At 68.5% G+C, this 25,586-nt stretch carries 14 protein-coding genes and 1 pseudogene; 3 read left to right on the top strand and 12 right to left on the bottom strand.

Features of this window, described 5'->3' with window-relative positions; genetic code table 11:
- Positions 1–36: 36 nt before the first annotated feature.
- The 3 genes from ACIQE0_RS36845 (at position 37) to ACIQE0_RS36835 (ending at position 6,591) form a co-directional block, all read left to right on the top strand.
- On the top strand, positions 37–3,150 hold the full coding sequence (locus tag ACIQE0_RS36845; protein WP_402340201.1) for an AMP-binding protein: 3,114 nt from the start codon (positions 37–39) through the stop codon (positions 3,148–3,150).
- Complete coding sequence (locus tag ACIQE0_RS36840; protein ID WP_402340198.1) at positions 3,147–3,944, top strand: thioesterase II family protein; 798 nt, start codon at positions 3,147–3,149, stop codon at positions 3,942–3,944. The genes ACIQE0_RS36845 and ACIQE0_RS36840 overlap by 4 nt, the downstream gene beginning before the upstream one ends.
- Before the next feature lie 1,048 nt (positions 3,945–4,992).
- Positions 4,993–6,591 (top strand): IS1634 family transposase, encoded by a 1,599-nt coding sequence (locus ACIQE0_RS36835; protein ID WP_402340195.1) that lies wholly within the window; start codon positions 4,993–4,995, stop codon positions 6,589–6,591.
- A 27-nt stretch (positions 6,592–6,618) separates the two neighbouring features.
- Here ACIQE0_RS36835 and ACIQE0_RS36830 read toward each other — a convergent pair.
- The 12 genes and pseudogenes from ACIQE0_RS36830 to ltrA form a co-directional block, all read right to left on the bottom strand.
- A pseudogene (locus tag ACIQE0_RS36830) lies at positions 6,619–6,899 on the bottom strand (IS5/IS1182 family transposase); the annotation flags it as partial.
- A gap of 83 nt (positions 6,900–6,982) precedes the next feature.
- Positions 6,983–7,771, bottom strand: coding sequence for a phosphopantetheine-binding protein (locus tag ACIQE0_RS36825; protein ID WP_402340192.1), 789 nt, complete (start codon positions 7,769–7,771; stop codon positions 6,983–6,985).
- Positions 7,768–11,775, bottom strand: coding sequence for an amino acid adenylation domain-containing protein (locus ACIQE0_RS36820; protein WP_402340189.1), 4,008 nt, complete (start codon positions 11,773–11,775; stop codon positions 7,768–7,770). Before ACIQE0_RS36820 ends, ACIQE0_RS36825 begins: the two co-directional genes overlap by 4 nt.
- 62 nt (positions 11,776–11,837) lie before the next feature.
- Positions 11,838–13,091 carry a MupA/Atu3671 family FMN-dependent luciferase-like monooxygenase gene (locus ACIQE0_RS36815; RefSeq protein WP_402340186.1) on the bottom strand — a complete coding sequence of 418 codons (1,254 nt, stop codon included), beginning with the start codon at positions 13,089–13,091 and terminating at the stop codon, positions 11,838–11,840.
- Positions 13,084–17,994: a beta-ketoacyl synthase N-terminal-like domain-containing protein gene (locus ACIQE0_RS36810; RefSeq protein WP_402340183.1), complete on the bottom strand. Its 4,911-nt coding sequence runs from the start codon at positions 17,992–17,994 to the stop codon at positions 13,084–13,086. Before ACIQE0_RS36810 ends, ACIQE0_RS36815 begins: the two co-directional genes overlap by 8 nt.
- Before the next feature lie 74 nt (positions 17,995–18,068).
- Positions 18,069–18,956, bottom strand: coding sequence for an acyl-CoA dehydrogenase family protein (locus ACIQE0_RS36805; RefSeq protein WP_402340180.1), 888 nt, complete (start codon positions 18,954–18,956; stop codon positions 18,069–18,071).
- Positions 18,953–20,062, bottom strand: coding sequence for an acyl-CoA dehydrogenase family protein (locus ACIQE0_RS36800; RefSeq protein WP_402340177.1), 1,110 nt, complete (start codon positions 20,060–20,062; stop codon positions 18,953–18,955). Before ACIQE0_RS36800 ends, ACIQE0_RS36805 begins: the two co-directional genes overlap by 4 nt.
- On the bottom strand, positions 20,052–20,423 hold the full coding sequence (locus ACIQE0_RS36795; RefSeq protein ID WP_402340174.1) for an acyl carrier protein: 372 nt from the start codon (positions 20,421–20,423) through the stop codon (positions 20,052–20,054). Before ACIQE0_RS36795 ends, ACIQE0_RS36800 begins: the two co-directional genes overlap by 11 nt.
- 5 nt (positions 20,424–20,428) lie before the next feature.
- Entirely contained in the window at positions 20,429–22,111 is a 1,683-nt protein-coding gene (locus tag ACIQE0_RS36790; RefSeq protein WP_402340173.1) for an amino acid adenylation domain-containing protein, read from the bottom strand.
- Positions 22,112–22,115: 4 nt separating this feature from the next.
- Complete coding sequence (locus tag ACIQE0_RS36785) at positions 22,116–22,844, bottom strand: hypothetical protein (protein WP_402340171.1); 729 nt, start codon at positions 22,842–22,844, stop codon at positions 22,116–22,118.
- Between the two features lie 5 nt (positions 22,845–22,849).
- Entirely contained in the window at positions 22,850–22,984 is a 135-nt protein-coding gene (locus ACIQE0_RS36780; protein ID WP_402340216.1) for an MbtH family NRPS accessory protein, read from the bottom strand.
- Between the two features lie 922 nt (positions 22,985–23,906).
- A complete protein-coding gene (ltrA, locus tag ACIQE0_RS36775) occupies positions 23,907–25,271 on the bottom strand; it encodes a group II intron reverse transcriptase/maturase (protein ID WP_402340169.1) in 1,365 nt (454 codons plus the stop codon).
- Between the last annotated feature and the right edge of the window lie 315 nt (positions 25,272–25,586).

The following is a 25,586-nucleotide window of genomic DNA, read 5'->3' as shown; positions in this document are numbered from 1 at the left end:
GACCGAAAGGCTTTCGTCTTGCGCACCCTCAGTGCCATGTTCGACGCGAACGTCTCTGCGTCGCCCCACGCCCCGGCCGTGCGCACGCCGCAGGGCACGACGTCCTACGAGGAGCTGGCGCAGGCTGCCCTCGCCGTCGAGACGGCTCTGCGGCTGCGCGGCGTCGTGCCAGGGGACAGGATCGGCATCGTGGCCCGTCCTGGTCCCGGCTTCCTCAGCGCAATGCTGGCGGCGGCCACGCTGCGGCTGGCCTACGTTCCGCTCGACGTACGGCACACCTCAGCGCGGCTGCACACCATCGTGCAGGAGGCATCCTGCGTGTGCCTCGTGGTCGACGAAGCCGGGGCCGCCGTTCTCGGCACGGGCACCCCGACGCTGCACCTCGACGAGGTCAAGCCAGTGGAGGGCTCCGCGCCGGACCGGGACACGGCCCCCGCGGGCGACGGCGACGCCTGCCTGTACGCGATGTTCACGTCCGGATCCACCGGCAGGCCGAAAGGCGTCCTGATCAACCATGCCTCGGTCGCCCAGCTCGTCACTGCGGCCACGGAGGACCTGGACATCCCGCGTGGTGCGGTGTGGAGCTGGACCCACTCGCCGAGCGTCGGCCACTCCACCTGGGAGACGTGGGGTGCCCTGCTTACAGGAGGCTGTGTCGCTGTGCCCGAAGAGGGCACGGACGTCGGCCCGGAGGAGCTGTGCCAGTTCGTGGTCGAGCAGCGGGTCAACGTGTTCAGCCAGACCCCCTCCTCGTTCCAGCGCCTCACCACTGACGCCCGCCTGCTCGGCATGGCAACGTCGAGCGAGCACCTCAGCCACATCGTCTTCGGCGGCGAGGGCCTGCCCTCGGCGATTGTCGAACCCTGGGTACGCATGCGCGGGTTCGCCTCGCCGCGTCTGGTCAACATGTACGGCAGCACCGAGACAACCGTGCACTCGACCTTCCACGTCCTGAACGAGGACTCGCTCGCCGAGCCACACGTCCCGGTCGGCCACGCGCTAACCGGCCGGTGCGTCACCGTGCGCGACGCCGGAGGCACTCCAGTGGAACCCGGCGGGATTGGCGAGCTGTTTGTCGGCGGACACGGACTGGCGATCGACTATCTCGACGACCCGGAGGCGACCGCACGGGCATTCGTGACCCTGCCGGGCGAGGGCGGTGCTCCCGAGCGCGTCTACCGCTCCGGCGACCTCGGCCGCGTGGATCCCCGGACCGGCCTACTGCACCACTGCGGACGCGCCGACCACCAGGTGAAGATCAGCGGTCACCGCGTCGCTCCGGAGGAGGTCGCGGCCGCCGTCTCCCGTATTGACGGGGTGCGCGACGCCGTCGTACGTGCCGTGGTACACCCCGTACTGCACGAACCCCGTCTCGTCGCGTACGTGTGGCCCGACGAGGACGCCGCCGAACAGCCGATGCAGTACTTCCGTGAGCGCACCCGCGCGCTGGTGCCGCCGTACCTCGTCCCCTCCCACTTCGTCCCGGTCGACGGACTCCACCTGACCGTCAGCGGAAGGCTCGACCCTGCCTGGCTGCCCCTACCGTGGAGCGACGCGCCGGCCGGGTCGGGAGTTGAGGAGCCCTGGGGGGAGCAAACCGTCGAACAGATCCTGACGGCTGCCTTCGCGCAGGTCCTTTCGCTGAAAGCCGACACGATCGAGCCGGACGCGGACTTCTTCTCCCTGGGCGGGGACAGCATTCTGGCCGCGACCGTCTTCACCACCACGCCGCGACTGCGGGAACGGCTCGCCCTCAGGGATCTGTTCACCACGACGACGGTGCACGAACTTGCCAGGCTGTGGCACCAGCGCGCCCCGGAGCCGCCAGGCTCCGGAAACACCGGCGTGTCTGTAGCCACGCAGAACACCCCCGCCGAGCCCCCGGCACGCGTGCTGCCCCTCACACGCGCTCAACAGGGCATCATCTACGACTGGTCGAAAGCATCCTCCGGTGCCTACCAGGACGGACTTCTGCACCTCGTCGAGCTTCCCGGCACGCTGGACGACATCGTGGCTGGGATCAGACTGCTGCACTCGGCCCATCCGGTGCTGCGCGCCAGGCTTCGGCTGGAGCGTCCCGGGCGCGAACTCGACCTCACCACAGACACAACGATGAGCGTGATCGGCTGCGACGACGGGGGCAAGAGCGTCGAGGAGGGCATGCTGCGTGCGCGCCGGTGGATCGAGGAGCGGCGCGCCGAGCGCATGGATGTCGCGGCCGAGCCGCTGTTCCATTTTCGGGTGGGGCTGCTCCAGGACGGATTCTTCTCCCTGGCAGTGGTGGCCCATCACGTCGTCTCGGACGGCTGGAGCCTGAGTGTGCTGCTGCGTGACTTGTACGACGTGTGCCTCGGTCACCGCCTGCCGGACGAGCTGACCACCCTGGCCGCCGATCATCAGAGGGTGCTGGCGGCTCTGCCGGAACTGGAGAGGCGTGACATCGCCACGCTGACCAGGCCGGTCGGCACGTCCGCTCCCGCTCGTCCCAACCTGCGGCCATTGTTCGCGTGGGCGGTGACGGCGACCGGTGCCACTCACGAGGTCTGCGTCCACCTGGACGATCAGCTGATCGGCGCGGCAAGGGCCTTCGCGCGCACGGCGCGTGTCCCGCTGAAGACAGTGTTCGTCGCCGCTCACCTGCGGGCGACCCAGACTGACGCCGCCTTGCTGCACACCGTCTGCATCCCGGTCTCCGGACGCCCCGACCTGCCGGGTGGGGACACCTGTGTCGGCTTTTTCGTGCGTCCGCGGCTGCTGGAAGTCCGGCTCCGCCGGGACGACTCGGCGCAGGCATGTGCGCAGCGCGTCTGGGACGCCGAACGCCGGTTGCTGGAAACGCGGTTCGCCCCGTTGTCCGTACAGCTGTCATCGACCCCGGACGCCCTGCCGCCGGTGCTCTTCAACTATGTTGACTTCCACGTACTGAACTCGGTTTCTTCAGCCATCCGGTCCAGCGAGGAGTTCGATGAGAACACCTTCCCGCTGACCATCGAAGTCGCTGGCCACACGGAGACATCCGGCGGACCCACTCGGTATCTGGTGCGGGCCATGGGGCCGGCCTCAACCTCCCTGTTGGAACAACTCGCCGCGGAACACGTGACGGCTCTACGGCAGCTGGTGGCGCCTTACGGTGATGGAGGCAACGCGTGACCCAGAACGAAGGAGCCGCGATCAACAAGATCCTGGCGGCACAGCCCTGGGATGTGTCCCGGCATCGGGTGTCCCTGCTGGGCATTCCGCACGCGGGATCCGGAGTCTCGTCCCTCTATGCGTTGCAGCAGATGTCACCGCCGTGGGTGAGAACCGGCATCGTGCGCTTCACCGGCCGCGAGACCCGTTTCCTGGACGGTGTCGTCTCCGACGCCAACACCTATCTGGAGGAGATCGCCCGCAGCGCCGCCGCGCTGCGCGGACCGGGACCGCTGTTCCTGCTCGGAAACTGTAGCGGGGCGTCCCTGATGCTCGCCGCCCAGCGCGCGATCGAAGACCTCGGAACGTCTGTGGCTGGCTTCGTCGCGGTGAGCGCTCCGGCCCCTGTCGCACCGGCACCGGTCCTGCCGCCGGGCATGACCGACACGCAGTTCGTGGACTGGCTCAAGACGTCATGGCGTATTCCGCCAGCTCTTTTCGAGGATGCGGACATGCTGGACCTGCTCCTGCCCCAGTTGCGCGCGGACTGCGAGGTACTCACGGCTCTACCTTCGGAGCGGACGAACACGGGCCGGCCCTTCCTGGTCGTCTTCGGAGAGAACGACGAGAACCTGGGGTCACCAGAACTGCGCCAATGGCGCGACTGGGGCGAGGAAGTGACCGGCGCGACGGTTCCCGGCGGGCACTTCGTCGCCGTCGAGCGCCCCGAATCCGTCTGGCAGGCCGTGTCCTCTTTCATCGAGGGCGTCACGGCGACGGGCGGACCAGCGGGCACGCCGACGTCGGCCACCTGAATCGCCCTTTGCCGAGGGCGAACCGGCGTGTCGCCGGGTTGCGATCCACTCTGCTCTGGGCCGCCCAGTCGCTCTCCAGAGGGCGACGCCGTGGCATCCGTCGACGTGGACGTCAGCGGATCGGTCAGCAGGTCGGCCTGGTCCTGGCGGTGAAGACTGTTGTCCGGGTTTTCCTCGCGCTGGTGGGAGGCGTGAGGCCGCACCATCTGCCCGCCGCCTCACGCTCTGTCCACGTTCCTCATCGACGCAGCCGTCCAGCTCCTGTTGGCCTTCCGCCTTCTCGTGAACAGCGGGCTTCACCCCGAAGGTGGTCCATGCGCAGGGTACTGACGCCTCCGCGGAGGAGGTCGTCGGCGAAGTACCGGGTGACCCCGGGCGGCATGGCACGGGCGGGGGCAGATAGCTGTAGTGGAAGTACACCCGGTCCGGCACGCGGGTGCGACGACGACCGGCGTATCCAGGCCAGCAAGCCGTCGGCCCGGACCAGGTTCCCGGCCGTTGACCTCGATGACGCGGGCCCCTCGGGCGTCAGCTTGATCTCGGTGTGAGCGATTCCCCGCCATACGTCGAGGCCTCAAGAGCCTCACCAGTCAGCTCCAGGGCCCCGCGGTCTCCTCGTCCGCCCCAGCCACGGAGAGCCATAAGCACCTGCGCACCCGAAACGGCGAGGCCGGCGGCAGCTTGCCGATCACGGCGACGTGCGTTGGGCACCGAGTCCGGAACCGTACTCGGTGCCCCGGCGGGCGATCAGCGGCCTCACACCGAGATCTCGGACCAGGCGGTGGTACGTGTCGGAGTCGTAGCCGCGGTCGCCCAGCACCACATCCGGGCAGCGCCGGGGCCGGCCACGTTTGCCCCGCACCGGCGGCCCGGCTTGCAGGAACGGGATCAGCTAGGCCCGTACTTCGCGGGTCGTTGATTCGTATGGTGTGACCGGTCCGGTGGTGTCCTGGGCCGGGGGTGTGGCGTTGGGTGGGGTGTGTCGATGACTTCCCGGTCCCCGCGGCCACGGTCCCAGCGTCAGCGCTTTGAAGTGGCGGTGACGTCCGTGGTGGAGAAGCGTCTGGGCGCTCTGCCTGTCGCTGCCGAGTTTCTGCGCCGGCTGGACGTCGCCGGGATCGTCGACGAGGTGTGTCCTGGTGGCGCGAGTGCGCTGGTGACACACGGGCAGGTGATCGAGGCGTTGGTGGCCAACCGGCTGACGTCGCCCGCGCCGCTGGTGCGGGTGGAGGACTGGGCCAGGCGCTGGGCGGTGGAGGAGGTCTTCGGGATCGAGCCCGGTCTACTCAACGATGATCGTCTGGCCCGGGCACTGGATGCGATCGCTCCGCACCTGGAGCACATCGCGGGCACGGTCGGGGCGCGGGCGATCGGTGAGTTCGGGATCGATGTGGCCCGGATGCACTGGGACATGACCAGCATGTCCGTGCACGGGGCCTTCCCGGGTGCGAGCCAGGACGAGGACTTCCCCGTCATCGGCTACGGGCATCCCAAGGACCGGCGCTTCGATCTGAAGCAGGTCCAGGCCGGGCTCGCGGTGTCGGCCGACGGCGGCATCCCGCTCCATGCCCGGGTCTTCGGCGGCGGTGCGGCCGAGGTCAGCCAGGTCGTCGGTGCGATGAAGGACCTGCGGGCCATGGCCGGTGAGCGCGACTTCCTGATGGTCGCCGACTCCAAGCTGGTCTCCTACTCCAACGTCCGTGCCCTGCTGGCAGCCGGGGTCCGGTTCATCGCCCCGGCCCCGGCCGTGCAGGTCAAGGACGAGGTCTATGCCGCTGTCGATCTCGCGCAGGCCACCGTCGTGGACTGGACACCGGACCGGGAGGCGGGCAAGCCCGCCGAGCACCGCGAGACCTACCGCGTGCTGGAGGACACCCACACCCTGACCGGGCCCCGCAAGAGCGATCCGCCGCTCACCGTGCGACGGATCCTGGTCCACTCCACCGCGAACGCCGCCGGCCAGCAAGCCGCCCGGGACAAACGCCTGGCCAAGGCCGCCGAAGACCTGAACAAGCTCACCGCTGCGGCCGGCGGACGCCACTACAAGACCCGGGAGAAGATCGTCGCCCGGATCGGTGTCATTGCCGCCAAGCGCCGTGTCACCTCTTGTCTGCGCTGGACCGTCACCGATAACGAGGACGGCACCCCGGTCCTGGCCTGGCACTTCGACACCGGCGTGCTGAAGGCCGAAGCTGCGGTCGACGGCTGGTACGCACTGCTGACGTCCGTCCCCGCCGACCAGGCGGACACCGGGCAGGCCCTGATCCACTACAAAGGCCAAGGCGCGGTCGAGCGCCGCTACCACGACTTCAAGGGACCGCTGGCGGTCGCGCCGGTCTTCGTGCAGCACAACCGGCGCGTTGCCGCCCTGATCCAGGTCATCTGCCTGGCCCTGCTGGTCTTCTGCCTGATCGAGCGGCAGGTCAGACGGGCGCTCGGCCCCAAGCAGACCATGAGCGGCCTCTACCCCGACAACCGCCGCGTCCGCCCCACCGGCCGCATGATCTTCTACCACCTCGGCGAACTCACCCTGCGGATCGGCAACATCACCGACCCACCCACCGTCCAAATCACCCGCGGCGTCCAACTCCACCTCCTCGACCTACTCGACACCGACATCGGACAAACCCGCTGGCCACAGACCTGAAACAGTGACCCGCGAAGTCCGGGGCTAGGTGACGTCGTTGCGGTTGCCACCGTTCAGGGGTAGCGGCAGGCGGGATGCCGGTGGCGTCGGTGATCAGACGGTGCTTGCTGCCTCTCTTGCCCCGGTCAACGGGTTTCGTCCGGTCTTGGAGCCGCCCTTAGCGCCCGGATACGGGAGCCGTCGACGGCCGCTCGGGAGAAGTACAGAGCGTTCGCGCTGCGAAGTTCGGCGAGGAGGACCTCGTGTAGCCGGGGCCGGGGCCGCACCCGGGCCTCAGTCCACTCAGCCAGGCGCCGCCAGCAGGTCACGGCTTTCTCTGGGTGACGTCGACCGGTCCGAGGGCATCGACGGCACGACGTGGGTGGACGCGGACGGCCGGCTGGGCCAGGCGTCACGGCGGTGGGGTACGCCGCGCTCCGCCGTCATCGAAGCCACGCCTTCGGCTAAGACGGTGCAGCGCAGTCCGGTGCTCCTGCACCCTGCTGCCAGCCGTCGCGATCCCGTCCTGCTCGTGTTCGGCGGTGAGGAAGGCGGTCAATGCCTGGATGGTCGGGTACCGGAAGAGGTCGACGAGCTCCACCCGTCGTCCCAGTGCCGTCTGCAGCCCCTCGTGGAGCCGGAGGAGCTGCACCGAGTTCCCTCCAGCCTCGAAGAAGTTCTCGGTAGCGCCGACTGGGCGCTCCAGGACCTGCTCCCAGACCCGCGCGACGACCTCCTGCGTTCCGCCCGGCACCGAGGACGCCGCGCGGGCGAGCCTCTCGTACACCGCGGCCAATTCGGACAGGAAGGGATCGGCGGACGTGGCGTTGTGCGGGGCGACGAGCAGCCGGAAACGGTGCTCGCCGAGGCGGAGCAGCTCTGCGCGCAACGGCGGCTCCCGTCCAGCCGGCCCCGGGGAGCGTACGAACACCGCGGTCCGGTCGGCTGCAAGCCTCTCGCGCCGAGCTGGGTCCGATGCGGCGTAGTCGAGTGGGAACGGCTGTCCGACCACCGCGTTCCCTGTTCCAGGGTCCTGCGCCGCCAGGTCCTCCAAGGCGCACTCCAACACCGGTACGTCCAGCGGCCCGTCGATCGCCACGGAGAAGGGAACGCCGGCGGCGGGCTGGTCCGGCCCGGCGGCCAACTCGCCTTCAAGCCACCAGCGTACGCCGGCCGGGAAGAAGGAGCGGTCCGTCGTCATCGTGCCCTCCTCGGTGCGCTGGCCAGGACCGCGTTGATCACCGCGGCGACCTGACGGATTCCGGGTTCCCGCAGAACCGTGTAGTGGTTGCCGGGGGCAGACCGTACGTCCACACGCTGCCCGTTGAGCTCGCGCCAGGAGTCCGTCACGTCCCGCTCGTCGTCGGCAGCGCGGACGAGCGTCACCGTGCCCCGCGTCGCACACGCCTGATGGGTTTGCAGCAGCCGCAGGTTGGCGCTCCACAGCCCGAGGATCTCGTGTATCTGTTCCCGCCCAGCGTCGCCGGGCAGATGGCCGAAGCCGCGTGCGAGGGCAAGCAGGTAGTCGCAGTGCTCCTCGTGTGTCATCTCACGCAGTTCGGCCAAGGGCTTGAGCCGGTTGTCGTATTCCCCGCGCAGGTTGATCGCGATGGTCGCGACGATTTCTGCCTCCTCCAGCTCCTGACCGGCCGGGATCAGATGCGGAGTGCTGTCGATCAGGACGACCTCGGTCGCCTCCCCGGCCTTCTCCAGTTCGTGGGCCACAGCGTGGGCGTTCGGTCCGCCATAACTCCAGCCAACGAGGGTGTACGGGCCGTGCGGCTGCACCTCACGGATTGCCGCGGCGAAGGCGGCGGCCCGTTCGGCGAAGTCCGCGTAGGGCAGAGCGCGGTCGACCGGCAGCGGGGAGGCCAGGGCGTAGAGTGGGCGGTCCTGGGGCTCGACGAGGCTGGCGAGCGGCATGTAGCAGCCGATCTCACCGCTCGCCAGGTGAGCGAAGAAGACCGGTGTCCTATCACTGCCCCCGCGGAGCCGCACCAGATGGACACTCCCGTCCTCGCGGCAGCCCTCCCGCACCGTGTTCGCGATCCGTTCCACGGTGGCGCCCTGGAAGAGGGCCGCCACCGGCAGCCGCTGGTTGAACCACTTTTCGAGCTCGGCCATCAGGCGCAGAGCCAACAGGGAATGGCCGCCCACGTCGAAGAATCTGTCGTGCAGCCCGATCGGACGGACCCCGAGGACCTCCTCCCAGATCCTGGCCACCGCACATTCAACGTCGTCCCGCGGCGGTGCGTGGAGAGCACCGTCCCGCTCGGCGGCCGGAGCGGGCAGGCAGCGTCGGTCGATCTTCCCGCTGGAGTTGAGCGGGAAGCCATCGACTCTCACGAACTGCGCGGGGATCATGTAATCCGGCAGGAACATGCGCAGATGCGCCCGCAGTTCCGCGTCGGGCGGAGCACCCTGCACACACTCGGTATACGCGACGAGCCTCTTGTCACCCACCCGGTCCTCGCGCAGCAGCACCACCGAACGACGCACCCCGGGATGCGAGGCCAGCCTGGCCTCGATCTCCCCCAGCTCGATCCGGTGGCCGCGGAGCTTCACCTGCCCATCGTCACGGCCGAGAAAGACCAGTGTCCCGTCCTCGCGGTACCTGACCTTGTCCCCGGTCATGTACAGCCGCGCGCCAGGCTGTACACCGAACGGATCGGGTACGAACCGCTCGGCTGTGAGGGCGGGGCGATTGCGGTAGCCGCGGGCCACGCCGTCACCGCCGATGTACAGCTCGCCGGGAACGCCGACCGAAACTGGACGCATGCGCTCGTCCAGTACGTACACCCGCGTGTTGGCCAGCGGACGGCCTATGGAGACCGGCTCCGTGCCGCTGTCCAGCCGGTGGGCGGTGGAGTAGATGGTCGTCTCGGTCGGCCCGTAGACGTTCCAGGTCCGCCCCGGCTCCCGGACGACGCGCTCGGCCAGCGAGGGAGGAAGCGCCTCACCTCCCACGAGGGCCCGCAAGCCGGTGTTGCGCCAGCCCGCCTCCACCAGAAGGTGCCAGGTGGCGGGGGTCGCCGCCATGACGGTCGCGTGGGTCTCCGCCAGCAGCGCCGCGAGTTTGCGGCCGTCCGCGACAACCTCCTCGGGCACGATATGGACCCGGGCCCCCCTGCTCAGCGGTCCGTACAGTTCCATGCCGGCGACGTCGAAAGTGACGGGCGTGACGGCGGTGAGAACATCAGCCTGCGTGAGAGCCACCTCGTCGGCGACGGCCAAGACCACGTTCAGCAGATTACGGTGCGTGACCTCGACTCCCTTGGGCTGCCCCGTCGACCCCGAGGTGTAGATGATTTGGGCGAGGCGCTCACCACCGACAGCCGGGCGCCGCGGTGTATTCGGCCGCGCCGCGATCTCCGGCGCGTCGGTGTCCAGCTCGACCCGCAGGATCGGACAGGCGGCCAGCGCGTCGGCTGCCTCGGACCGGGACAGCACCAGGCGCGCCCCTGCGTCGGAGACCATGGCAGCGAGCCGCTCCCGTGGATGCCGGGGGTTCAGCGGAAGATACGCTCCGCCGGACATCAGGACGCCCAGCAGGCCCACCACCAGGTCAACCGAGCGGTCCAGACAGACGCCGACCACCGTCTCGGGACCGACACCCTCGTGCTGGAGATGGCTCGCGAGCCGGCCCGCGCGGTCCACTAGTTCGGCGTAGGTGAGGTGCTCTTGCCCGCAGGACACGGCCACCGCCTCCGGTGTCGCCTTGGCCTGGCGGGCGACGAGATCCTCCAGGCAGAGGTCAGCCTCGCGATCGGTCTCCGTGTTGTTCCACCGGACGAGCAGGCGCTGAGCCTCCTCCGGACCGATCAGCGACACATCGCCTACTGCCGTGTCGGGATCGGCGGTCATCTGTTCCAGGATCAGTTCGACCTGTCGACTCATGCGGATCACCGTGTTCCGCGAGAACAGGTCCGTGTTGTACTCGAGCAGGCCGGTAAAGTGCCCGATGCCCTGGGACCGGTTGTCGAAGAAGCCGAGCGAGATGTCGTCCTTGGCCGTGCAGTTGTCGAGCACGATCTCCCGCGCGTCCAGTCCAGCCATGGTCATCTCCTCCTCGTGAAAGTCCACGAGGATGAAGGACGTCTGGTATATGGGCGCCCGGCTTGGATCCCGCGCCAGGTCCAGCTCGTCAAGCAGCGTGCCGAAGGGAATATCGTGGTGGTCGAAGGCGCCCATCATGGTCGCCCGGGTCGCCCGAAGGAGATCCCTGATCCGCATATCGGATCGGATCTGAGTGCGCAAGGGCAGCATCGTCAGGAAGTACCCGATCATCGGCTCGGTCTCCGGCCTACTGCGGGTGGACGACGTGGTGCCGACCACGATGTCTTCCTGCCCGCTGAGTCGGTGGAGCAGCAGCTGCCATGCCGCCAGCAGCGCGACATTGACGGTGACGTCCTCGCGCCGTGCCAGCTCCCGGACCGCCTCGCTCAACTCGGCGCCGAGCTCGAAAGGGTGGCGCGCCCCATTGAAGGTCTGCACCGGCGGCCGAGGCTGGTCGATGGGCAGTTCCAGGACGAAGTCAGAGCCGGCCAGTTGGCTCTTCCAGTATGGCAGTTGCTTCCGCCGGACCTCCTCGCGCAGCCACTGTGGCTGCCACAGAGCGTAGTCCGGGTAGTGCACCTCGATCTCGGGGAGTTCGGGCTCCCGGCCCGCGGCGAACGCCGTGTAGGACTCGGCGAGCTCTCGCTGGAAGATGCCCATCGAGTGACGGTCCCAGACCAAGTGGTCGATCGTGACGACTAGGACGTGCTCCCGTTCGGCCAGGCGGAGCAGATCCATCCGCAGTAACGGTCCACGGGTCAGGTCGAATGCCGTGCGCACGCGTTCGCCCGCAAGCCGCGTCATCTCTTCCTCGCGGCGCTCGGTCGCTACCGAGCGCAGGTCCCAGTCGGTGACGGCTACGGACATGCCATCGTGCACCACCTGGACCGGCCGGGCACTCTCCTGTTCGAAGGTGGTGCGTACCGCCTCGTGACGGCGAACGAAGGCGTCCACCGCCCGCTGCAGGGCGCCGCGGTTCAGCTCGCCGCACAGCCGTAAGGCGAAGTACACGTTGTAGACCGGTGCCTTGGGGTCGAACTGGTGGAAAAGCCAGATCCGTTCCTGGTCCACAGTGAGGGGAATGCGGTGGTTCGTCTGCCGGGCGAGGATCCGGTCCGACGCTGCGGACGCCTGGTTGCGCACCCGCATCCGCCGGTCCAGCAGGGCTCGCTGGGCCAGGGTGAGGTCTGTCAAACGGGCCGAGAGATCAGTCACGACTCTTCTCCTTCCGGCGTGCGCCGGTACCGGTTCGCGAGGTCGGTGAGATGACCGAGCCCCTCCCTCACCTGCTCTGGGGCAAGGCCGAAGTCGATCAGGCAGGCGACCTCGTCAACGCCGAGGTCGACCAGGTCCTCGATCAGGGACTCGCACTTGTCCGGCGTGCCCAGGAGCGTCGTCGTGGCGAAGTAGCGCTCGAAGGTGACGGCGAGCATGGCTTCCCGCTCGGCGGCACTGAGCGTGGAGAAGGCGCTACCGAAGCTGTCCTGTTGGGCGAGGAAGGTCTTGAGGTAGCCGGTCAGGGGCGTGCGGACGGTCTCCTTGACGGTTTCATCGTCCGCACCGAGGAAGGTGTGCACCATCGTGGTCACCCTGCCGTCGTCGGGGTCATGGCCGGCTTCGTGCCTGGCGTCCCGGTATGCCGCGATCTTGTCCTTCAGATCCGCGGTGCGCTGTCCCACGAGCCCGGTGAGGATGTTCGCGCCCACCGCTCCGGCGCGCTCGAAGGTGTCGATGCTGCCCTGGGCCGAGACCCACGTCGGCAGCCTGGGCCGCAGCGGCCGGGGCAGGGTGCGCACCTGCTGCGGCGATCCGTCGGCGCGGGCCAAGTCCACCGTCTCCCCGGCCCACAGCTGCTGGATGGTGGCCATCGACTCGAACATCTCGTCCCTGCGCCGCTTGTAGCGCCGTCCGCCGTCTCCCGGTGCCAGCAGGAAGTCGTCGGGATGCCATCCGGAGGCGGCTGAGATCGCCGCCCGACCGCCGGAGAGGTTGTCGACGACTGCCCATTCCTCGGCCACCCGGACCGGATGGTGCAGGGGCAACACCACGCTGCCCGCGCGGATCTCAATGCGTTCGGTCAGTACGGCGATCGCGGCAGCAAGCACCGACGGGTTGGGGTAGAGGCCACCAAAGTCCACGAAGTGTCGCTCGGGCACCCAGATTCCCGTGTATCCGGCCTGGTCCGCATACTTCGCGCAGTCGAGCAGCAGCTGGTATTTCCCGGGGCCGTCCACGGTGCCATCCCCCGAGAAGAAGAACAGGCTGAACTCCATGGTGCTGTCCGCCCGGCGGCCACGGCGGCGTACGACCGCGGGTGTCCGGCCTGGTTCCTGGCCTCCCTCCAGTTCCGTGGGCACCTGGACGTTGGTTCGGCGCATGGATGCCTCCAGTACGGCGCGCTGGCTGGGCGTCAATGAAGTCAGCCGCTCGTGCAGCCCTCTGCGGGCCCCTGTGGTGTCAGACATCGCCGTCCTTGAGCCGTGCCTCGGCCTCTTCGGCGGACAGGCTCTCCACCTCTCTCAACAGGGCCTCGAATTTGTCGAGGCCCATGGCTTCCGCCTGGTGTGCGCGAATGGCGGCGGCAAGGGCGTCAACGGTCGGTGCCTCGAAGACGGTACTCATGGGAAAGTCGCCGCACTCCTGCCGCAGACGGCTCACAATCTGGATGGCGAACAGGGAGTTGCCGCCCAGCTCGTAGAAGTCGTCGTCCGGGCCGATGGGTGACACACCGAGCATGTCGTTCCATACCCGTGCCACCGACTGGGCAAGCTCATCGTCCGGCCAGACCGTGGCCGGGTCCCAGTCCGAGCCGGTGGAGCCGGGGCGGGAGGCTCCGAGCGAGTCGGTGAACGACGAGGCGGTCAGCTCGGCCTGTTCGGCGAGCACATCCTGGAAGTCGACCGTAGAGACCACGACCTGCGGGGGTCCACCAGTGAGTGCCGCGCGGGCGATGGCCACGCCCTCGGCTACCGGGATGCCCCGTTGGCGCCGCAGCCGCTCGTAGGTGTCGCGCACGTTTGGCAGGCCCGACATCTGCCGCTCGAACCAGTCGTCCCACTCCCACTGCGCCCAGTCGACGACCAGCGTCCGCCGCCCGGTCGCCGCCCCCGCGTGGGCGAAGGCATCCGCAAACGCCGCCGAAGCCGCGTTCTCCAGCTGGCCGAAGCCACCCACGATCCCGGTGATCGCCGAGCTGATCAGAAAGAAGTCGAGGTCGTCGGCGCGCAGGAGCTCATCCAGCAGCAGAGTGGATTTCACCCGCGCCGCCAGAACGCCAGCGAAGTCGTCCCGCGACTTGAGCGCCGCCAGGCCGGAGCTGCGGTGGTCCGCGCAGTGCAGTACACCGCGGAGGGACCCCAGGTGCTCCCGGGCCCCGGCGACCAGGCAGGTCAGCGCATCGGCGTCGGTGATGTCGGTGGTCGTGTACACGATGTCCTTCGAGCGGCCGACGCGGAGGGCGGTCAGACGGCGGATGCGGTCGCGTACGCCCTCGTCGTCACCCGTGGCGCCCGACATCCAGTCCTGCCAGGTCTCCGGTGCGGGAAAGTCCGGGCTCACCGCCAGATGCAACCGGGCACTGGCGCTCGCAAGTTCTTCGGCGAAGGCCAGGCCGGCCTCCCCGCAGGCGCCCGTAACGAGGTATCCCCCCTGCGGCCAGGCCTGGGCGCGGGACACCGGCTCCAGCGCGACGGGGGCGAAGGCGCACCGCAGGCGCTGCGCCCCGCGGTATGCGACGACGGTGTCGGCCTGCGGGGATGTCAGTTCGCCGAGCAGCTTCGGGACAAGCCGGGAGCGGTGCGCCCCGGCACGGGGCAGAGTGACGTCCACGCTACGACAGGTCAGCCAGGGGTACTCCTGGGGCAGCACAGTGACCGCGCCGTACACCGTGGCACGCTCGGGCGCGATGACCGGAGTGCCCTGCGCGTCCCGCAGGTCGTTCGTCAGTACGTCGACTCGGACCGCGGGCGTATCACCGCTCTCGTCGAGTGCCTGTACCAGGGAAACCAGGCTGTGGAAGCCAGCGTCGAGGGCAAGGGCGTACCGGAGTGCGCCGTCCTGTCCGTCCGGGGCACCGACGGTGATGCCCCACGCGTGCAGCACGCGCTGGGGAAGCGACTCCGAACTCCTCAACTCGTCGATGACACGGAAGAGATGGCCTGGATCAGCAGGGTCGGCGGTGAAGGTGTCATCCGATGGACGCGTATACGCCGAGGCCGCGTATACGGTCGTCACCGTGTGGCCCTCCGCGCGGAGCCGGCCGATCAGTTCGTCGGCGAGGCCGTGGTCGTCGGCGAGCACCAGCCAGCTGAGCTGATCCATGGAGGCGGCGGGTGACGGCGGGGGCGTCAGGTGCCAAACGGGAGCGTAGGTCCAGCGGGCCGGGTCCCTCCGGCCCGCCGTGCCGGGCGTCCGGGACGGCCTGGGCAGGAGATGCCTGCGCCGCTGCAGGGAGGAGACGGGCAGCGATACCCGGCGACGGGTCCCCGACGGGTGCAGCGCCTGCCAGTCCACGGGCACGCCGAGACGCCACAGTTCGCCCAGGCCCTCGCGCACCGTCCGGCACTCGTGCTCGGAGTCCCGCTCGCGCGGGCGGCGCAGAAGGCCCACCACAGGCGTGGATTCCTGACGCACCCGTACGAGGCCGCTCAGCTGGCTACCCGGCCCGACCTCCACCAGGACGGCTGGTCCCAGCTCCCCGAGGGCACTCACCCCGTCGGAGAAACGAACCGGCTGCCGCGCGTGAGCGACCCAGTACGCGGGGTCGGTGGCCTGCTCGTCGGTGATCCAGGTACCAGTCACGTTGGACAGGAATGGGATGTCCGGCTTGCCCAGCGGTATCTCCTGTAGCACCTCAGCAAGCCCCGGCAGCGCGGGCTCGACCAAGGGCGTGTGGAAAGCGTGCGAGGTCTCCAGTTCCCGGACGGCGATGCCCCGTGCCGCCAGCTCCGCCTGTACCTCCGCCATCTGCTGGAGGGTTCCGCCGACGACGCAGGAGGCGGGGGCGTTGACCGCCGCAACGGTCCCGCGACCGTTCAGCAACGCCGTAAGCGATGCCTCGTCGAGGGGCACGGAGAGCATCCTGCCCGGCTCTAGATCCTGCATCAGCTGAGCCCGGCCGGCCACCACGCGCAACGCGCCCTCCAGGGAGAACACCCCCGCGAGGCAGGCCGAGACCAATTCACCGATGCTGTGGCCCGTCATCGCGGTGGGATGCACACCCCACGATAAGAGCAACTGGGCGAGGGCGTAGTCGAGACTGAAGACGGCCGGCTGGGTGTGCAGCGTCTGCCGCAGCCGCTCCTTCGCCTCCTCGCCAGAGCCGAGTACTACGTCCCGGATGTCCCTGCCGAGGTGGGGCAGGAGAAGCCCGGCGCAGCGGTCGAAGGCGGCGCGGAAGATGGGTTCGGCCTGGTAGAGCTGCCTGCCCATGCCCTCGTACTGGCTACCCTGCCCGGGGAAGAGGAACACCACGGCGGGAGCCTGCTCGGGGGCGGCCACGGCCGGCGCTCCAGCCGGGCGCCTGAGTCCAGCGGCAGCGTTCGACCGGTGGTTGGCCACCACCACCTGACGGTGCGGGAAGACGGTACGGCCGCACTGCAGCGTGTACGCGACGTCGCCGAGATCGGCGGAGGCGCTTGCCGTGGAGTCCAGCGTCTCGGCCAGGTCCGTGGCCGTCGTGGCCAGCGCCTGCGGCGTGCGGGCCGATACCGGCAGGACATGCCAGTCATCGGGTGCTGCGGCGCCGGGGCACTCGGATGCCGGAGCGGCTTCCAGGACCACGTGGGCGTTGGTGCCGCCGACTCCGAAGGCGCTGACGCCGGCACGTGGCGGGTGACCGATGACGGGCCACGCGGTCGGCTCGGCGTCGACCCGGAACGGGGTGGTGTCGAGCGAGAGCCGGGGATTCGCGGTCCGAAAATGGGCAGTGGGGGGGATCACCCCGTGTTCCAGGGCCAGCACCGCCTTGATCAGGCCGGTGACACCCGCCGCCGCATCGAGGTGCCCGACGTTCGACTTGACCGACCCCACGTGGACCGTGCCAGGCAGCACATCTGGGCCGAACGCCTCCTTCAGGGCCTGGATCTCGATGGGATCGCCCAGTTCGGTAGCGGTGCCGTGAGCCTCGACGTAGGCGACAGTGTTGGGGAAGACCCCGGCGACCGCCATCGCCTCGGCGATCGCCGCCGTCTGTCCACGTGGCGACGGAGCGGTGAAGCCGGCCTTCGCCGCGCCGTCGTTGTTTACCGCGGAGCCACGGATCACGGCGTGGATATGATCCCCATCAACCAGCGCATCCTCGAGTCGTTTGAGGACCACGACGGCGACGCCGTTGCCTGGCACACTGCCCGTTGCTGCCGCGTCGAACGGACAGCAGCGGCCGTCTGCCGAGAGGATCGCCCCGTCCTCGTAGAGATGGCCGCGCGGCTCGAACGTGCGCACCGCGACACCACCTGACAGGGCCAGGTCGCACTCCCGGGTGAGCAGGGACTGCGCGGCGAGATGGACCGCCACCAGAGACGACGAGCAGGCGGTCTGCACGGTGATGCTGGGCCCGGTCAGCCCGAGTTTGTACGAGACTCGGAGGGCAAGCATCGCCGGGTCGTTGCCAAGTGCCACCTGGAGATCGTCCGAGACCTGTCTGGTCTGGCCGCTCTCCGCGATCCGCTCGAGGAGATAGGCGTTCGTGGAGGCGCCGGCGAACACGCCCGTACGGTCGTGGCGGGAGCGCGAATGACCGGAGCGTTCGAGGGCTTGCCAGGCCGTCTCAAGGAAAAGCCGCTGCTGTGGGTCCGTCAGTTCGGCCTCGGCCGGGGTGATCCCGAAGAACTCGGAGTCGAAGAGGTCGAAGCCCTCCAAGGGGAAGCCCGTCTTCACATAACGGGGGTCCTTAAGTAGGCCCTCGGGGACTCCGGCTGCCGCCAGTTCCCCGTCCGTGTACCGCTGTGCCCCGTCCTGCCCTTCGAGGACCAGGTGCCACAGCTCTTCGATACTCGCGGCCCCGGGGAAGCGGCCACTCATGCCGATGATGGCCACCGACTCTTCGGGCAGCTGTGTCTCATGTGTCATGCATTGCCCCCTGGGGCCCCTGCACAGGGCCGATTCGTGTGATGCCGCGGAGTGGCGTTGCGCAAGTCGAGTACCGTCAGGCGCACAGGGTACGGAGCTGGTCACATGTCGTCCGGGTCTTCCCGCCGATGCATGCGAGCGTGAAGCCGACACGCTCCCTCGCCACTTCCGAGCGGAAGGCATCTCAACAGCCGTGCGGATGCGCGGGACTGGCGTCAACCAGAGCGCTCCGGTTCTTGATCGACTCACATTCTTGGCCAGACCCCCGAGCCTGGGCAAGGGTGGTTCGGTGCCCGCCACAGTGTCATGTAATGCCACGCCCAACAGCTTCGCGAGTAGCCGGTGAAAATCCTCCGGCCGCTCCTTGAGGGTGCTCAGGTCGGGGACCTTGAGACCAGGGGAGGAAGCCGACGGGCGCCAACCGACTGCCACAGAGCGCGCGGTGAGCCGCTCACCGCCGGAAGCGAGTAAGCCATACGGAACAACCGCACGACAACCGGGTCACTGGTGCCGGCTGCACCGAAAACCTGGACGACAGTGTGCGCACAGTCCAACGCCGCCGAGACGCAAGCTGCCGCTGCGGCCTCGGCCCGATGTCCGGCCCGTTCACCCTCGTCCTCGCCGTGCGCCGCCCGCCACAGCCCCACTCTGGCGATGGTCAGGTCTACGGCGCACCGCGCGATGCGGTGTCCGGTGCCCTGATGCTCCAGGAGGCGTCGCCCCGCGACCACACGCTGCCCGGCCCGTTCCTGTGCCACTTCCAGGCAACGCCGTGCCACGCCGCAGGCGTACGCGGCGATAAGCAGCAGCTCACGGTCGTCCATGGCCTTCGCGGTGGAGGCATCAAGGGTGATCTCGCCGGGAAGGGCCGTACGGAGTGGGTAAGCGATTCGCCACACGCCGTCCCCGGCACGCTGCACGAGGGCGGTATCGTCCCCCGGCGCCGTGCGGTGGTGGCTCACCCAGGTCCGGAATGCCTCGCCGGCGGCGGTCCGCTCACCCGCCTCAGCGCACACGTCGACGAGAGTCCGTACCGACAGCACGAGCGTGTGGGAACGGCAGCCCGCACCCAACTCCTCGAGAATCAGACACCATTCCAGGGTGCCGAGGATCGGCCGTGCGCCGGGTTCGGGGGCCAGCAGCTCGGACAGGCCGACGGTGTCAAGCACGTCCCAGCCCGAGGCCTCGGCGGGCGCTTCCGCCTCGCTCTTGGCGACCGCATCGATCAATTGCTGCTGGACGGCGTCGAGTTCGAGGTTCACCGGATCGTCCTGCCGATCAGGCGTTCTTCCGCGATGAGGTCGAGTTGGAGTTCCTGCGCACCGCCGGAGACTGTCAGCTCTGGGGCTTCGACCACCGCCGCGCGCAGCAGCCTGCGATGCGGGCCGTCCTCGCCGTCGGAGACGGACAGCAGTTCCTCGCCGGCCCAACGTGTCACGGCCTGAGCGGCCATGCCGCTGGCGAGCTTGGCGTAGGCGGTGACGATCTCGTTGGTCTCCAGACCTTCGGCAGTGGCCACCGCGTGGTAGGCGAGCGCGCGGGCGTTATCGACCAGGAACTCGCAACGTGCGAAGTCTGCCGCCAGCGCCTCCTGTTCTGCGCACGGCAGTGCGCCCAATTCAGCCGCGGCCGCGGCCAGCCAGGACTGGGCACGGGTCAGATAGTCGAAGCCGCCGCGCTCAAAGCCGATCACGGTGGGCAGCAGCGCCCAGCCCTTGTGCAGCTCGCCGACGAGCGCGTCGCCGGAGACGCGGACGTCGTCCAGCGTCACCTCGTTGTAGGGCTCACCGGCGGCGCGCGGCATCGGGTTGATCCGCACGCCCGGGTCGTTAAGGTCGACCAGGAAGAGGGAGATCCCGTCGTAGCGGCTATTTCCCTGTCGGGTGCGTACCGAACAGAGCGCGATCTGCGACCATTCGGTCAACAGGCTCCAGGTCTTGCGGCCGCTGATACGCCAGCCGCCACCGTCGGCCATGGCGCTGGTGGTGATGCGCGTCAGGTCGCTTCCGGCGCCGTATTCGGACAACAACAGGCTGGCGAGCAAACGCCCGGAGGTGATCTCGGGAAGCCAGTGCCGACGTTGGGCGTCGGTGCCGAAGGTCAGGATGGGGCAGCCGACGCCCTGAACCGTGATCAGATGGGCCACATCCGGCAGGCCCCTCAGCCCCATGCGTTCCGACACCGTTGCGTGGTCGGCCACGGTGAGCCCGCGGCCCCCGTACTCGGCGGGGTAGTGGACGGCCAGCAATCGCGCGGTGCCCAGTGCCTTGAAGGACTCCCGGACGCCCGCGTCAGGGCCAAGGGCGTCGAGCGCCTCGTCGACCTCGGCTACCAGGCCTGCCTGGCGCGGTTCGAGTTCACATCGCACCGGTGGACCTCCGAGCGTCCAGTGCGGCAGCCAGCGCTCCGGCCGGAGCAGCAGGAGCAGCCGCGGCTGCCTCCGATCGCCGCTGGTCGACCTGCTCCGTGAACTCCCGCAGCACAGGGTGGCTGAACAGCAGCGACACCCGCAGCCCGACGCCGGTCCGGCGAGCCAGATGACCAACGAGGTGCATTGCCAGGACACTGTCGCCACCGGCCGTGAAGAAGTCCTCGTCGAGGGCTACGTCGGTCCGCTCGAGCAGTTCGTTCGCGAGGGACAGCACAAGCGTGGGCAAGTCGTCACCGGCGCCGCTCGACTGTGCACCGTCCTGCCGGGGCAGGTTCACCTCGTCGGCACGGTTGTTCATGGGTGTCAGACCTCCGCTTCTGTCTTCTTCCATCCCGACGGGTGGCACAGCGACCCGCTCGGGTCCATCGGGGCTTGGTCGGTGTATTGCACGGGCAGAGCGTTCCCCACCGTGGTCGCCTCGGCCTGCAGGCGCGGTCGGTCGACCTTGCCGCCCGCAGCAACGGGCAATGCGTCGGCTTGACGCCACAGGGCAGGTAGCATGTAGGCGGGCAGCCGGTCGGCCGCGAACGCAGACAACTCGCGTACACCCACTGCGGCGTCGAGGGCCAGCACGGTCACGGCGACCAGCCGGACGCCGGTGACGCCGATGTGCGGGACCACCACGACATCCAGTACGCCGGGATGTTCCCGGAGGCGGGCCTCGATCTCGCCGAGTTCGACGCGGAAGCCGCGTACCTTGACCAAGTGGTCAGAGCGGCCGTGGTAGACCAGTTCACCCAGCTCGTCGACATGCCCCAAGTCGCCTGTGCGATACATGCGTTCGCCCGGGTACCGAGGATCGGGATGCGCGGTGAAGCGTTCCGCGGTCAGTGCCGCCCGCGCCAGATAGCCGCGGGCGAGCCCCGGCCCGGAGAGCCAGATCTCGCCGATCTCGCCGACGGCGGCAGGTAGCAGCTCGTCGGTTAAGACCTGTGTCCGCAGACCGGCGACCGCCGGGCCGATCGGGACGTGCGGGCCGGGGTCAGTATCCGTGCACCGGTGCGTGGTCGCCCACACGGTGCTCTCAGTCGGGCCGTACTCGTTGTATAGCTCGACGCCCGGAACCTCGGCGAGATGCTGCTGTGCCAAGGGTCGAGGCAGCGCCTCGCCACCGACGATAACGCACCGCAGGCCCGCCGCGGCCTCGGGGTGGAACCGCAGCAACGCGGCATACTGCGCCGGGAGTCCGTCGAGGTGGCTGACTCGCTGCGTGACGAGACAGTCGGCGAGCAGTTGGGGGTCGCGAATCTCCTCCTCGTCCGGGAGCACCACTCGACCGCCCGCAGCCAACGTGAAGTAGAGGCCAGCGACGGCGGCGTCGATGGTCAGCGGTGCGAGCACTGCGTAAACGGACGGCTCGGGATAGACATCGAACCGGGCCATGGTCGAACCGACCGCCGATCGGTGGGAGATCACGACGCCCTTGGGGCGTCCCGTCGAGCCCGAGGTGAAGATTGCATATGCCGCTTGATCAGGATGAATTTCGGGCAAGACCTCCGTTTCCGCCGCGGCGGAAACGGCATCCGACGGGGCATTGACGGGCACGAACGCCGAACCGGCAGCGTTCGCGACTGCAGCATCCACGCCGGTGACGATCCGCAACGCGGCGTCGGAGGCGATCAGGCGGATGCGGTCCTTGGGCAGGTCCGCGGCGATCGGGATGTAGGCAGCCCCTGCGAATAACGGGCCCAGGAGGGCCACTACGGCGTCGACCGAACGGTCGACGGTCACCCCGACGAAATCATCCGGCTCGACGCCGGCACGCACGAGCTCCAGGGCGAGCCGACGAGCTCGGGTGACGAGCTGCGCATAGGTGAGCGACACTCCGTTGGCGCTGACGGCGGCGGCGTCGGGCACGCGCTCGGCGGTCGCCTCGATCAGGGCATGCAGTGTGCGGGCTTGTGGCCGGCACGCACCGGTCGGCTCCGAGGCAGCTGAGTCGACGCCTTCGGCGTCGGAACGCACGCCGACTGGGACACGCTCCATGAATTCACTTTCCTTCACGTCGTTCGACAGCCGCCGGACCGTGCCGGACTACAGCGGACGACAGCAGGTCGCGAACCTCTGGAGAGTCGAGCATCCCGTCCGGGTTGCCGACCCGGTATACCTCGGCGACACACTCGTCAACGAGGAGCAGGTCCAGCCGGGGATCAGGCCTGGCCGTGATCGCGGTGACCTGTCCGCCGGGCGCCGCCGGCCCGGCGGATCTGCTCGCCTGCAGGAAGCGCAACCAGGCGCGGTAGCGGTCCAGCATGTCGTCGACCAGCTCGTAGGCGACGTCGTCGCCGCCGTGTACGGCGGCCATATCGTCGCGCGCGCCCTCCAACTCCGCGGCCCATCGGGCCGGATCTGGCTCAGCCGTCGGGTCCACCAGCCCCGCCGGGTCGATGCCCGTCGACTCGCACAGTTGCATGAAGTCGCGCCGCATGTCGTCGGCCGTCACCGGATACGGGTCCACGAGCACCGAGGATGCGCCGGTCAGTGCCGCCACGTGCAGCGCGAGGGCCGCCGTACCGCAGTACGAGAGGACCAGTGCGGGCGGAGCAGGCAGGCATGCGGCCAGCAGCCTTGCCTGCTGGCCGAGGGTAAGCGCCCTGTCGATGTGGGACATCAGCGGATCTACGCGGGCGAGGTCGGCCGCACAGCCCGCACGGGAAAGGAAGCCGAAGTCGGCCCTGTCGCCCACGCCCCGGAATTCCAATGCGAGGACCGTGTTCACACCAGTCACCACCTGCTACCTCCCGGCCAAGGTCGGGAAGTCCGCGTCCGCTGTTGCTCGTCGATGTAGTCCAGGCAGCTCTGCCGACTGTCGCAACCATGGTCAGACTCCCAACCCTGCGGTACGGCAGAGGCCAGCATCGAGCCGTCTGCCTCGTCGAATAGAGCGCTCATCAATCCCCACCTTCACGTGGTCGTGCCGCGTACGATTGGTGACAGCTGTAGGAGAACCGGCGGTCTCGGATCGGCAGCGTCGGCGGCAGCTTCGCTGCTCCACTTACGCCGTGCACACGACCTCCCCAAACGGCTCGTAGGCCCTGTCGTGAATGCAGCGGTACTGCCCACAGGGAGCGCCGGTGCCCGCCAGGCCCGTTCGGGCAGAGACCATCCAAGGCGCGCGGCTGCGGGCGTTGGGGGCATGCGCTTGAATCAGGCAGCTCTTGCCTATCCCCGGCATGCCAATCACCTTTACGTGCCTGCCCCTTGCTCAAGCTTAGGGCGTCCGCGAGCAGGCCTATCGTCGCACAGAGGGGCCTTGGTGTACCTCGACTCAAGGTCGCGAATGGCTCCTATACTGATGGCGGAAAGTTCGGCGAGCTGCCTCTGCGTCATTCCGATGCGCTTTCGCGCATTGCTTAACAGGAAACTGAGCCGTGCGTTCGACACGTGGTTGCAGCAGCTTTATCTCACTATCATTGACGACCCACAGGCCACTCACAGACTTCGGGAGATGGAATCTCAAACCGTGCCACCTGGAGCATCCAATAGCAAGTGGAGCACCTGAGGATCTGCAAAACGTGAAGCAATTGCCAGGCCTCTTAGGCAACGTTCACATGTCGGATTCGTGCACATGATACCCCAGTTCAACACGACCTAACAGTGCTGGCTACAGCGAGCCCATGCAGCCCTCAAATCACAACACGCAACAAGTCGACAATGAAAGAGTACGTGATTACTTGAGTAGGGTCGGGGACTGGCGCGGTTGCCTGAGAGGGCTCCGTTTCCAGCCCCCGCCCGTCAAACCGTGCATGCGCTTCTCGCGCACACGGCTTACCGACATCGTTCACCGGCTGGCATGCGCTGCCACCCTGCATACGTTCCCGGACAGGCGGAACACCCCGAGCCGGTTGAACCACGCGCCGTCATGGCGCTTGCCCCAACTACGGCCAGGGATGGCACGCTTGCGATTGTCGAAGATCGCAAGTCGCTCGTGGACGTAGCTGTCGATCGTGGAGAATCTCCCGGCCGAGTTGCCCCAGCGGAAGTACGCCGACCAGCCCCGCAGTACAGGGTTGAGATCGGCGACCACGGCCGCCAGCGACCGTCCCACCTGGCGACGGTCGGTGGCCGCGCGGATCTTGTCCCGCAGCACCCCCACCGCCCGCTTGGACGGCCAGCGTTGCAGGTAAAACCTGCCTCGCCGACGCCACGACTCCACCTTGCGGTGATGGAAACCGAGGAAATCAAAGCCCCGCCCACCCCTGGCGAGATGGACAATGCCGGTCTTGTCCGGGTGCAGTCGCAGCCCGAGTCTGCCCAGCACCGCGCCCGCCAGCTCCCGCGCCTGCTCAGCGCGTTCCCTGGTCGGGCACAGGACCACGAAGTCGTCGCAGTACCTCACCAATGCCCCCAGCCGGCGCCCTTCGCCCTGCCACGCCTCATCGAGGACGTGCAGCGCGACGTTCGCCAGCAAAGGTGATATCGGTGAGCCCTGTGGGGTTCCTGCTCCTGGTGAGCCGGTCGCCCCGTCCTCCAATACCCCTACCCGAAGCCACGCCCGGATCAGCTTCAGCATCGAACCGTCCACAACGCGTCGGGCCAGCTGGGCCACGAGAGCGTCATGCCCGATTGATCCGAAGCAGTCGCGGATGTCAGCCTCAAGCACCCACTCCCGGCCCCGGTTCGCCTCCACGCGCACGCCCTCGCACGCGTCGATCGCGGACCGCTTGGGCCGGAACCCGTAGCTCACCGGCAGGAAGTCGACTTCGAAGACGGGTTCGAGCACCAGTTTCGCGGCCGTCATCACCACCCGGTCCGCCACGGCGGGAATCGACAGCGGCCGGAACTCCCCCGGCCGCCCCGGCTTGGGGATCATGACACGCCGCAGCGGTGACGGGCGATACGTATGCGCCCGCAGCTGCTGCGACAGGTCGCGGAGGAACTCCTCCACCCCGGCGGCGGCCACGGCATCGACGGTCAGCCCGTCAACGCCGGGGGCGCCCCGGTTCGCACACACGCCAGCCCATGCCCGCCACAAGACGTCCCTGCGAAAGACGTGGCCGTACAGGGCATGGAACCGACGTTCGGGATCTTGCTTGGCGCAGCGGTAGAGCGTCCACTGCAAGGCACGGACCTTGTCCAAAGGAAGGCCGTCCGGTCGTGCGACGCCCTCCTCCCGGCGGGCGGACATAGCCGATTCGGCACTCACCCGAGTCTCCTCCTCGCTCGCGACACGCATCGATGAAGCAGGGGCCCTTCGCTCCTGACGGGTTGTGTTGTCCCGTCGATCGGCACTATTACGACCCCCTCCGACTGCCTCTCGGCAGCCCGCCACTTCCCGGCTCCACCGGTTATAGGCGGCCCCTGCTTCCCGGGCCGCAGACCCGGGGCCGAGGAGGCCCTCTCCAGTTCCCAGGACAACCTTCCGACCGTTCCACGCCCCTTACGCCGGGAGGTTCTTGAACGCCCGCTCCAGATTCCCAGGCGTCTTCCATGGCCTTCGCCCTTCAAGGCACGGGCTCGG

The sequence above is a fragment of the Streptomyces sp. NPDC093097 genome, from assembly GCF_044754325.1.
Taxonomy (GTDB): Bacteria; Actinomycetota; Actinomycetes; order Streptomycetales; family Streptomycetaceae; genus Streptomyces.
This window is presented reverse-complemented; position numbering and strand designations above follow the sequence as displayed.